This is a genomic window from Ruegeria sp. BHSA162 (genome assembly GCF_059613385.1).
In genome coordinates, this window is the sequence record NZ_JBXWSK010000103.1 from 1 (window position 1) to 10,373 (window position 10,373).

Consider the following 10,373-nt stretch of genomic DNA (forward strand, 5'->3'; position numbering starts at 1 on the left):
GGTCAGCCTGCGCCCGGTGCAAGAGGCCAACAAGCTCAAGGACAAGCAAATCAACGTTCTGCAGGTCGCGGGGGTCTATGAGCCGGGCATCGACGTGGCCGAGGCTTTTGCCGCTTTCGAACCGCATGTGCTGGAGCTGGCGACGGGTGAATTCGTCGACGACCAGTTCGACCCGGCCACGTTCGACGACATTGCCGCCGCCAGTGACCCCGAGTTGAGCGAGCCGCTTGCCGACGACCCTGCCGGCATCGGCCGCAAGGCGAAATACCGCGTGATCTACCTGCTGCGCGACGAAAACGGCGCGCTGGACAAGGTGATCCTGCCGGTCCACGGCTATGGGCTGTGGTCCACGCTCTATGGCTTCATCGCGCTCGAAGCGAATGGCAACGACATCTTCGGGCTGCAATTCTATCAGCACGGGGAAACGCCGGGCCTGGGGGCCGAGGTGGACAACCCGCGCTGGAAAGCCCTCTGGAGCGGCAAGAAGCTGCGTGACGATGCGGGTGATCTGCAGATCACGGTTGCCAAAACCATGCCCGCCGCAGGGCCCGACTTCTATATCGATGCGCTGGCTGGCGCGACCCTGACGACGGTCGGCGTCGACAACCTGGTGAAATTCTGGATGGGGGACGCGGGCTATGCTCCGTTTCTGGCCAAGCTGCAAGCAGGAGAGATCTGATGTCACAGACCAAGAAAGATCTGCTGGTCGACCCGCTTGTCGACAACAACCCGATCACGCTGCAGGTGTTGGGCATCTGCTCGGCGCTGGCGGTAACTTCGTCGCTGCAAGTGGCCTTCGTGATGTCGCTGGCGGTGATGTTCGTGACGGCGTTTTCGTCCTTCTTCATCTCATGCCTGCGCAACCAGATCCCCGGCTCGATCCGGATCATCGTGCAGATGGTCATCATCGCGTCGCTGGTGATCCTGGTCGACCAGATCCTCAAGGCCTATGCCTTCGAGATCTCAAAGACGCTGTCGGTTTTCGTGGGCCTCATCATCACCAACTGCATCGTGATGGGCCGGGCCGAAGCCTTTGCCATGAAGAACCCGCCCGTGGCGTCCTTCATCGACGGTCTGGGCAACGGCATGGGTTATGGCCTGATCCTTATGCTGGTCGGCGTCATCCGCGAGCTGTTCGGCTCGGGCTCTCTGTTCGGAGTGACCATCCTGGAAACCGTGAACAACGGCGGCTGGTACGTGCCCAACGGCTTGCTGCTGCTGCCGCCGTCGGCCTTTTTCATCATCGGCCTGATCATCTGGGCCTTCCGCACGTGGAAGCCGAACCAGGTCGAGGAACGTGAATACAAGATCCAGCAGGTAGAGGCGCACTGATGGAAGGTCTCATCTCACTGGCCGTAAAGGCCATCTTCGTCGAAAACCTCGCGCTCAGCTTTTTCCTGGGCATGTGTACCTTCATAGCCGTGTCGAAAAAAATCTCGACGGCGCTGGGGCTTGGGATCTCGGTCATGGTCGTGCAGGCCATCACCGTTCCGGCCAACAACCTGTTGCTGAACTACCTCCTCAAGCCGGGTGCGCTGGCGTGGGCCGGGTTCCCGGATGTGGACCTGACCTTTCTCGGCCTGATTTCATATATCGGCGTGATCGCGGCGATGGTGCAGATCCTCGAGATGGTTTTGGACAAGTATTTCCCGCCGCTCTACAACGCGCTGGGGATCTTCCTGCCGCTGATCACGGTGAACTGCGCCATCCTGGGCGGCTCGCTGTTCATGGTCGAACGCGACTACAACTTTGCCGAGGCCGCAACCTATGGCCTGTCCTCGGGCTTCGGTTGGGCGCTGGCGATCACCGCCATGGCGGGCGTGCGCGAAAAACTGAAATATTCCGACATTCCGGACGGACTGCAGGGCCTCGGCATCACCTTCATCACCGCAGGTCTGATGGCGATGGCCTTCATGTCCTTCTCGGGCGTCAAACTGTAAAGGGGCAGGGGCATGGAAACTTTCTCGCTCGGCGTTGTCCTTTTCACCCTGATCGTTCTGGCCCTGGTCGCGCTGATCATGGCGGCCCGGTCTCGGCTGGTTTCATCGGGCAACGTCAAAATCACCATCAACGGTGAGAAAACCATCTCGGTTCCTGCCGGCGGCAAGCTGCTGCAGACGCTGGCAGCCGAAAAGCTGTTCGTTCCGTCGGCCTGTGGCGGCGGCGGTACCTGCGCGCAGTGCCGGGTGCGAGTGCTGGAGGGCGGCGGGTCGATCCTGCCAACCGAAGAAAGCCACATCACCAAGCGCGAGGCCACCTGCGGTGACCGCCTGTCGTGCCAGGTGGCCGTCAAACAGGACATGAAGATCGAAGTTCCCGAAGAAGTCTTTGGCGTCAAGAAATGGGAATGCACCGTCCGGTCGAACGACAATGTGGCGACCTTCATCAAGGAACTGGTCCTGGAACTTCCCGAGGGCGAGGATGTGAATTTCCGCGCGGGCGGGTACATCCAGATCGCCGCCCCGGCGCACAAAGTCGACTACAGCGATTTCGACGTCGCCGAGGAATACCGTGAGGATTGGGACAAGTTCAATCTGTGGCAGTACAAATCCACGGTTACCGAACCGATCGAGCGCGCCTATTCGATGGCAAACTACCCCAACGAAAAAGGTATCATCATGCTCAACGTACGGATCGCCTCGCCCCCGCCGGGGTCCGAAGGCATTCCGCCCGGGCAGATGTCGTCCTACATTTTCAACCTGAAGCCGGGCGACAAGGTTACGATCTCGGGTCCGTTCGGGGAATTCTTCGCACGCGAGACCGACAAAGAGATGGTGTTCGTCGGTGGCGGCGCGGGCATGGCCCCGATGCGCAGCCACATCTTCGACCAGCTCAAGCGTCTGAACACCAAACGCAAGATCACCTTCTGGTATGGTGCGCGGTCGCGCCGCGAGATGTTCTATGTTGAAGATTTCGACCAGCTGGCCGCCGAGAACGAAAATTTCGAGTGGCACGTTGCTTTGTCCGACCCGCAACCGGGCGACGATTGGGATGGCTACACAGGGTTCATCCACAACGTTCTGTTCGAGGAATACCTCAAGAACCACCCGGCGCCCGAAGACTGCGAATTCTACATGTGCGGTCCGCCAATCATGAACCAGTCGGTCATCAACATGCTGCTGGATCTGGGTGTTGATCGCGAAGACATCATGCTGGACGACTTTGGTGGCTAAGACAAAACCGGCGCAGTCTTGCGCCGGTTTCATTTTGTAACATCAAGACCCAAAACGCTGCGTATTGCCGTCAGTGGGTCAACGCGGTTGTCCCGCATGCAGCGTTCTACCAACGCCAACGTCCGTTCGACACGACGACGATACCCAAGACCCTGTAGCCGGGGAAACCGCCGCCCTTGGCGGCTATCCAAAAATCCCAGCCAGATCACATATCGCAACAGGAAATAGGCTCCGGCCCTGAGCCCACCCGACGAGAACGTGCTGCATTCCCCATCGCAATCAGCGCGGTGGTCGCTGCGCCATTCAGCGTGGACACAAAAGTAAGGACGCAGAGCACAGCGGACCAAGCACCAGCACGCCAGTCAGAAGACTGAACAGGCCGGCGGCAACCCACAGGGCCTGCGACCTTGCGGACAGTGGTTTCACAGTCAGAAAATGTCTCTCATTTCAGTGTGCTGCGCGGGTCAGAGCCGCAGATCACTGACGCGGCGCGGCAGGCAGGATTTGACGTCGAACAGGACATTCCGGGCCTTTCCGAACGCTCGGATTTCGGCCGGATCCATCGCAAGATATGCGTCATGGGCAACGGCAAGGACGATACCGTCATAGGTGCCGGGCTTGGGCTGCTCCAGCAGGTCGATCCCATACTCGTCACGTGCGGCTTGCGGGTCGGCATGGGGATCGTGAACGTCCACGGTCACGCCGTAGCTCTGCAACTCGTGAACGATGTCCACGACCCGGGTGTTTCGCAGATCAGGGCAGTTTTCCTTGAAGGTCAGCCCCATGACCAGGACCCGGGCGTCCGTCATCTCGATCCGCTCGCGGATCATCCGCTTGACCAACTGGGACACGACATATGCGCCCATTCCATCGTTCAGGCGCCGCCCCGCCAGAATGACCTGAGGATGATGGCCAACGGCCTCGGCCTTGTGGGTCAGGTAGTATGGGTCGACCCCGATGCAATGCCCACCGACAAGGCCGGGGCGGAAGGGCAGGAAATTCCATTTGGTGCCCGCCGCCCGCAGCACCGCATCGGTGTCGATGCCGAGGCGCCCGAAGATCATGGCAAGTTCGTTCACCAGGGCGATATTCAGATCGCGCTGTGTGTTCTCGATCACCTTCGCAGCCTCGGCCACGCGGATGCTTTCGGCCTTGTGCGTCCCCGCCGTGATGATCCGCGCATAAAGCGCGTCCACCAGATCGGCGGCCATAGGCGTCGATCCGGACGTGACCTTGCAGATATCGGCGATGCGATGCGCCTTGTCGCCGGGATTGATCCTTTCGGGACTGTACCCGGCAAAGAAATCCACGTTGAAACGCAAGCCGGATTCCCGCTCCAGGATCGGGACGCAGTCTTCCTCGGTCGCGCCGGGGTAGACGGTTGATTCATAGATGACCAGATCACCAGGCTTCAACACCCGTCCAACCGTTTCTGAGGCGCGCAGCAACGGTGCAAGGTCTGGCTGTTTTTGTGCCGTGATCGGTGTGGGCACCGTTACGATATACGTGTTACAGTCAGCCAGATCGGCGGGGTCAGTGGTAAACCTAAGACCCCCGGCGGCGGACAGCTCGTCTTCGCTGACCTCATGCGTGGCGTCTTTGCCCTGTCGCAACGCGTCGATGCGCGTGGGATTGATGTCAAAGCCCAGAACCGGTCCGATCTTGCCAAAGGCGGCGGCCAGCGGCAGGCCGACATAGCCCAAACCGATCACGGCGATCCGACGGGAATTGGGGTTCGTTTCAAGCATACGTCAGGTCCGGGTCACTATATCATTTGCCGTGGTATTCGCGGAACCATTCGACGAACTGAGCGATTCCATCCTTGAAATCGGTCTGCGGACGATACCCGGTCAGGCGTTGCAGCAGGTCGGTATTGGCCCATGTCGCCGGAACATCACCCATCTGCATGGGCATGTAATTCCGGATCGCCTTCTTGCCCACGGCTTCCTCGATTGCTTCGACGAAATCCATCAGACGCACCTTGTCACCATTCCCGATGTTGACCACACGATAGGGCGCGACCGGCGACAGGCTGTCACCCTCCTTGATATCCCCGGGGCTGTCCGGACGCACGGGGACCGCATCGATCAACAACCGGATCCCGCGCACCAGGTCGTTCACATTGGTGAAGTCGCGATACATTTCGCCGTGATTGTAGATGTCGATCGGGCGCCCATCCAGAATTGCATCGACAAATTTGTACAGGGCCAGGTCTGGACGGCCCCAGGTGCCGTATACGGTGAAGAACCGGAACATGGTCGTGGGCAGATCCCAGAGATGGGCATAGGAATGTCCCATCGCTTCGTTCGCCTTCTTGGTGGCAGAATAGATCGTCAATTGGGTGTCGGCCTTTTCCACCTCGGTAAAGGGCATGTCTTCGTTTGCCCCATAAACCGAAGAGGTAGATGCCATGAGCAGGTGACCGACCTTGTGCTGACGGGCCACCTCCATCACGTTGAACGTACCCACAACGTTTGAATCGATATAGCTGCGCGGGTGTTCAAGGCTGTAACGCACACCCGCCTGGGCGGCGAGGTGAACGATAACCTCGGGCTGGAATTCGTCTGCAACCTGCATGAGGCGTTCGTAGTTTTCCAACAGATCCTCGGTTGCCGAGAAGCCGGGCGTCTGCAAGAGCATCTGATGGCGGCGTTGTTTGAGAGTGACGTCGTAGTAATCCGTCATCCCGTCATAGCCATGGACCTGAAATCCTTCGGACAACAGCAGCTTGGCCAGGTGGAACCCGATGAAGCCCGCAGTGCCCGTAATCAATACCCGTTGCATGAAACCCTCGAACGCAAATCAATAATCCCGACCATCAGGGACCCTTTCGACCAGCCAAGGTCAAGGGGATTATCGGTCGGTGGGGCCTCATATCCGATGCAGGGCGGGGCGCGTCAACCATTTGCCGCGCCCAGCCCCGCATTGACCATCGAGGGCAGGAATTGATCCAGCGCCCGACCCCAGGTCGTGATCCGCTGTTCTTGGATGAAGACAATATCGTTGGGGCGCAGTTCCATACGGGCCGCAATCGACAATGCCGCAGGATTGCGCGCATCCAGGTGCCAGGCAGTGAACACACCGATTTCCTTAGGTTTGGGAGAGGCACGCAATACATAGATTTGCGACGCGTCTGCCGTTCTGATGCTGTAACCGCCTTCGCCGAACAAAGCGTCGGCCAGGCTCAGGTGCTGGCCGTAGGGCAGGGGAACACGAGCGTTCTTGCTGATCTCTCCCCCTAGATAGACATAGTCGCGCTGTTCGGCGCCCAGTTGACTGCGAACCGTGAAATTTTTGCGTGTCTCCGTCAGTTCGGCGCGGCGCAAACCGACCTCTTGCTCAAGTTCGGCCAAGGCGGCCCCGAGCCTGACGGTTCAGGCTGATGACGTCGATCTGATCGCGATAAAACGCAAGAGCCCGGTCCAGGTCATAGCTGGTATCGGCAAACACGGCGTCCCCGTTCAAAAGGACCAGTTGACGGAACTCCGGTCGGGCCAAATAGTCGCGCAACGGAATCCGATACAAATCCCCACTGCGGTAGATGCGGATCGTACCCAGCTCTCGATCCCGGTTCGTCAGGCGTCCGGCCGCGGCAATCGCCTGACCGAGTGTCAATGAAGCGACGGTCAGCGGCACCACGACCTGCGTCGAGGATAGAGGTCGTACCGTCATCGCGGACGGGGAAAGTATCCCGCTGAGCGCCCGCGCCAGCAAGTTCGGCAACCCCCGCGGGGCGAATGATCGCCACCACATCACCCGGTCCCAGGTGATAAGGTGGAGCCTTCAAAGGCGGAGGCGCGCGCAACTCAAGCGGCTCGGGGGCGAAATCCGGAAAGGCAGGACCATCCGGCAGCGCAACCAATCGAGAGTGGGCCGGCCCGGTGCCTGCGGTTTCATAGAAGGACTGCGGCAGGCTGCGTGGCCGATAGGGTGTCGTCCCGTTTTCCATGAGCACCGTCTGAGCCGTCAAAGGTACTTCTCGCAGGGCGACGCTGTCCAGTTGGTTGGAGATGCGCGAAAGCTGGGTTGGTATTCGCCGTCCAGATAGCTGTGCAGGCGGATATGGCGCGCCGAGCCGTCCCCGGCCAGCATGGCGCGTGTTCCACTCACATCCGCCGACATCAAGTCCGCGCCCAATCCCCGGCTAGAGAACAAAACTGCATCCAGAAGGGAAAGCGACACACCGTCCGCTAACTTCCAGGTTTGAACGTCACCGTTGCCACCGAACAGGGCCATCGTTGCGCTGACCTAAAATTTGGGCGCTCGGTCAGCAATGTGGGCTGGCCTTGACGATCCAGCATCGCGCGCGTCAGAACCGAACGCGGGTCATCACCAGCCGGGGTGCAGGCCGCCAAAACCAGCACAAGTGCGATGATCCTCGCGATCGCCCAAATCGACCCATATTGGCACACAGATCGTGCCCGCGCAGCTCTCGGACCGTGTCATACAGACGCTCGCCAGCTTTCATCTACATCGCAAAAGACCGTCTCGGTTGAACCGTTTGACTCAAAGCCGCTTCCAATTCAGGGATGGCATCGTCAGCGGTGATTTCAAACCGGATCGATGCACCACCGACGTTGCTGAGAAGAATATCCTGGTCCGCGGCCGCATCGTGGCGGTTTTCAACAGACCACTGCGCGGCCGGTTTGTAAGTCATCGAAGGCATGGAAAGCTCCTGTTGTTTGTCGGCGGCCACTCTAATGCCGAGGACCCTTGCGTTGCGCGCCCGCCTCAATAACCTGTTATTCACAACTACGGCGGTCGCGTCAGCCGGCCCTGTCCGCCATTGCTGCCTGGGCCACAGCGCGATAGGGAACAGGTCTAATGATAGGATCGTGGATCAGAAAACTCAGGCGGGGCACCGACGAGCCTGAGCAGGAATCGCTGCTGGAGACCCTGGCACCCGATCGGCGGTTCTATGTCGTTGGTGACATTCACGGACGGCTGGACCTGTTGCAGCAACTGCTGACCCGTCTCGATCCGGACATTCCTCTGGTATTTGTTGGGGACTATGTCGACCGTGGAGATTACAGTGCTCAGGTTTTGCATCACCTGCGGCATCTTTCGGACAACGGCGAGCGTGAAGTGATTTGTCTGCTGGGCAATCATGAAGAGATGCTGCTTCGATTTATCGAGGAACCCAAGCGGACCAGTCGCTTGTGGCTGGGAAACGGTGGGCTTCAGACACTCGCGTCGTTCGGCCTGACGGGAATAACCGAAGCGACACTGGGCGAAGATGCTGTCCAAATCTCGCATCAGTTGCGGTCTGTGATTGGCGACCCGGTTCTGACTTGGCTCGAGAACCGGCCACTGACCTGGTCAAGCGGGAATGTCTCGATCGTCCACGCGGCCCTTGATCCGGCTCTGCCAATCGATGACCAACCGCGCCATGTCTGTTTGTGGGGGCACCCCAATTTCCCGCCCACCGCTCGATTGGATGGCCAATGGGTCGTGCACGGGCATACCATCGTCCCAGATCCAAAAGTCAGTGGGCGGGTGATTTCGATCGATACCGGCGCGTTTGCGACCGGTCGGCTCACGGCGGCAGACATCAGCCCGGGCATCGTCAATTTCGTATCAACCGGCCCCGGCAATGAAGCCTCGGACACCGCCGGTCGGGCATGATGGCCATGGTCAAATGATGATCTCTAAATACTCTATTAACATTAGCTCGGTATTTACCATTCCGCAGCGAAACTCTCGCTGAGCCTACGCGATATCAGACGCTCAGGGTGGGATGGATGAGCATCGATATTGTTGGTTCCCAGGCAGCTTTTTCCGGTTTTGCCGCGCCGCGCGTAGGTCTGACATTCAGTATCACCAAACGCTTCATGGATGTTGCTGTTTCTCTGGCCCTGTTGCCACTCCTGGCGGTTTGCGCAGTCCTGTTGCTCGTCATGAACCACATTCTAAACCGAGGGCCCTTGTTGTTTTGCCAGATCCGCATGGGCAGAGGAGGAAGAGCGTTTGTCGCCTACAAATTCCGTTCAATGAAGCCTGGTCACGGTAAGATCAGGGGGCCCCTATGGCCCGGTTACCGCGCCCGGCTTGGCGTCCGCCCCGGAATCAGCGGCTATCCCCAGACCGAAGTCGGGCACGCACAAAGTCTTGAAGATATTCGGAAAAATTTTGGACCGACCACTACTACATCAATAATCCGAGCCTTGCATTCGAATTTTGGATTATTTGGCGGACGCTGCAGGCGGTTGCAGAGTTCAAGGGCAATTGACGCCAAGAAACGGTGACAGAACACAAGCACTTGCAAAGGCCTAACACGACCGACGAAAAACCTCATGGCGCGAACAGGCGCGAGAAAACCGTGGACGGTTTGGTTCTGCTGGCCTTTGCCCGGCTGTGATGGCCGGACAGATACACAATCGCCGGCTGCGCGGGTCTCGGTCTTTTGCTGGGATTGGGGATCTCGCCCTTTGCGATAGAACCCCGCTTCCGGTCCGAAACGACGTTGGTTCTGACACGCTCTGCGGGCTATTCCGACGTGCCGTCGCAAGCCATGACGGGCTAGGTGTCGACATCTCCGCCATCAATACCCAAGTCGAAATCCTTGGCTCTGCTCGTTTGATGCATAGTCCGGCGCTGGAGCTAAACCTCCAGGATGATCCATAGTTCAATCCAGCCATCCTCGCATCGCGTTGGACCGTATTTTGGCAAAATCCGGCGAACCGGTCGGATAGCGAAGCCCTGGGCATTGTCGCGGAAAACGTCACACAGGTGGTATCTATCGAAAACGTCCGGAATTCAGATGTCATCCGGATCGGCGCAACAACCAACCGCCCTCAGAAGTCGGCTGAGATTGCGGATACCTTGGCCCAGCTTTTTGTTCGGGATCAAATCAATGCAAAAGCCAAAGGACTAACCGAAACTGTTTCATGGTTGTCGGACCGGGTGGCCGGGCTGGAGCAGGAAATCGCCCGGCAGGAGGACGCCATCAAGGTCCTGCGGGCGCCAGCCCCGAAGCACTGGCCGCGCACCTTTTCGAAACCCGAACAAGGTTGGCCAATCTGCAAAGCCGTCTTCAAGAGCTTGACCAACTGGACCAGACACTTGTTGACTTGGACCCCGAACCCTTCAAAGGCGAGGTTCAGGAAGTCATTCATGGTCGCCTTCCCACCAGCCTTTCAAGGCAGGTTGCCACGAGGGACGCAGCAGCAAGGATAGCTCTCGCCGAACGTGTTTCAGAAT

At 59.0% G+C, this 10,373-nt stretch carries 13 protein-coding genes; 7 read left to right on the forward strand and 6 right to left on the reverse strand.

All coding sequences use genetic code 11. The annotated features are described in order from the left end of the window. From AC2FM5_RS18040 to nqrF, 4 genes are all read left to right on the forward strand, one after another. The coding region (locus AC2FM5_RS18040) for a Na(+)-translocating NADH-quinone reductase subunit C (RefSeq protein WP_496737235.1) at window positions 1-679 on the forward strand (679 nt) is incomplete at its 5' end. Continuing rightward, entirely contained in the window at window positions 679-1,332 is a 654-nt protein-coding gene (locus AC2FM5_RS18045; protein WP_170341481.1) for an NADH:ubiquinone reductase (Na(+)-transporting) subunit D, read from the forward strand. The genes AC2FM5_RS18040 and AC2FM5_RS18045, both read left to right, overlap by 1 nt. Next, window positions 1,332-1,940 (forward strand): NADH:ubiquinone reductase (Na(+)-transporting) subunit E, encoded by a 609-nt coding sequence (nqrE, locus tag AC2FM5_RS18050; protein WP_050603817.1) that lies wholly within the window; start codon window positions 1,332-1,334, stop codon window positions 1,938-1,940. The genes AC2FM5_RS18045 and nqrE overlap by 1 nt, the downstream gene beginning before the upstream one ends. 12 nt (window positions 1,941-1,952) lie before the next feature. After that, on the forward strand, window positions 1,953-3,173 hold the full coding sequence (nqrF, locus tag AC2FM5_RS18055; RefSeq protein ID WP_496737236.1) for an NADH:ubiquinone reductase (Na(+)-transporting) subunit F: 1,221 nt from the start codon (window positions 1,953-1,955) through the stop codon (window positions 3,171-3,173). A gap of 464 nt (window positions 3,174-3,637) precedes the next feature. Here nqrF and tviB read toward each other — a convergent pair whose 3' ends face one another. The 6 genes from tviB to AC2FM5_RS18085 all read right to left on the reverse strand — a co-directional run bounded on the left by tviB (window position 3,638) and on the right by AC2FM5_RS18085 (window position 7,869). Next, on the reverse strand, window positions 3,638-4,921 hold the full coding sequence (tviB, locus tag AC2FM5_RS18060; protein WP_170341460.1) for a Vi polysaccharide biosynthesis UDP-N-acetylglucosamine C-6 dehydrogenase TviB: 1,284 nt from the start codon (window positions 4,919-4,921) through the stop codon (window positions 3,638-3,640). 22 nt (window positions 4,922-4,943) lie between these two features. Further along, window positions 4,944-5,957 (reverse strand): GDP-mannose 4,6-dehydratase, encoded by a 1,014-nt coding sequence (locus AC2FM5_RS18065; protein WP_496737237.1) that lies wholly within the window; start codon window positions 5,955-5,957, stop codon window positions 4,944-4,946. A 113-nt stretch (window positions 5,958-6,070) separates the two neighbouring features. Beyond that, a complete protein-coding gene (locus AC2FM5_RS18070; protein ID WP_496737238.1) occupies window positions 6,071-6,526 on the reverse strand; it encodes a hypothetical protein in 456 nt (151 codons plus the stop codon). Beyond that, window positions 6,513-6,845: a hypothetical protein gene (locus AC2FM5_RS18075; protein ID WP_496737239.1), complete on the reverse strand. Its 333-nt coding sequence runs from the start codon at window positions 6,843-6,845 to the stop codon at window positions 6,513-6,515. The genes AC2FM5_RS18070 and AC2FM5_RS18075 overlap by 14 nt, the downstream gene beginning before the upstream one ends. Before the next feature lie 294 nt (window positions 6,846-7,139). Next, window positions 7,140-7,409, reverse strand: a complete 270-nt coding sequence (locus AC2FM5_RS18080) for a hypothetical protein (protein ID WP_496737240.1) — start codon at window positions 7,407-7,409, stop codon at window positions 7,140-7,142. Window positions 7,410-7,641: 232 nt separating this feature from the next. Then, on the reverse strand, window positions 7,642-7,869 hold the full coding sequence (locus AC2FM5_RS18085) for a hypothetical protein (RefSeq protein WP_496737241.1): 228 nt from the start codon (window positions 7,867-7,869) through the stop codon (window positions 7,642-7,644). A 128-nt stretch (window positions 7,870-7,997) separates the two neighbouring features. On the opposite strand from AC2FM5_RS18085, the gene AC2FM5_RS18090 reads away from it, so the two are divergent. The 3 genes from AC2FM5_RS18090 to AC2FM5_RS18100 all read left to right on the forward strand — a co-directional run. Beyond that, on the forward strand, window positions 7,998-8,798 hold the full coding sequence (locus tag AC2FM5_RS18090) for a metallophosphoesterase family protein (protein ID WP_170444537.1): 801 nt from the start codon (window positions 7,998-8,000) through the stop codon (window positions 8,796-8,798). Between the two features lie 116 nt (window positions 8,799-8,914). Continuing rightward, window positions 8,915-9,418 (forward strand): sugar transferase, encoded by a 504-nt coding sequence (locus AC2FM5_RS18095; protein ID WP_496737242.1) that lies wholly within the window; start codon window positions 8,915-8,917, stop codon window positions 9,416-9,418. Window positions 9,419-10,183: 765 nt separating this feature from the next. Next, window positions 10,184-10,373 (forward strand): hypothetical protein (locus tag AC2FM5_RS18100; protein WP_496737243.1); only part of this gene is annotated, 190 nt, incomplete at its 3' end.

Coding starts and splice junctions, on each gene's coding strand:
- nqrF (WP_496737236.1), top strand. CDS start 1,953: ATGGAAACTTTCTCGCTCGGCGTTGTCCTTTTCACCCTGATCGTTCTG.
- AC2FM5_RS18075 (WP_496737239.1), bottom strand. CDS start 6,845: ATGACGGTACGACCTCTATCCTCGACGCAGGTCGTGGTGCCGCTGACC.
- nqrE (WP_050603817.1), top strand. CDS start 1,332: ATGGAAGGTCTCATCTCACTGGCCGTAAAGGCCATCTTCGTCGAAAAC.
- AC2FM5_RS18095 (WP_496737242.1), top strand. CDS start 8,915: ATGAGCATCGATATTGTTGGTTCCCAGGCAGCTTTTTCCGGTTTTGCC.
- AC2FM5_RS18045 (WP_170341481.1), top strand. CDS start 679: ATGTCACAGACCAAGAAAGATCTGCTGGTCGACCCGCTTGTCGACAAC.
- tviB (WP_170341460.1), bottom strand. CDS start 4,921: ATGCTTGAAACGAACCCCAATTCCCGTCGGATCGCCGTGATCGGTTTG.
- AC2FM5_RS18065 (WP_496737237.1), bottom strand. CDS start 5,957: ATGCAACGGGTATTGATTACGGGCACTGCGGGCTTCATCGGGTTCCAC.
- AC2FM5_RS18090 (WP_170444537.1), top strand. CDS start 7,998: ATGATAGGATCGTGGATCAGAAAACTCAGGCGGGGCACCGACGAGCCT.
- AC2FM5_RS18080 (WP_496737240.1), bottom strand. CDS start 7,409: ATGGCCCTGTTCGGTGGCAACGGTGACGTTCAAACCTGGAAGTTAGCG.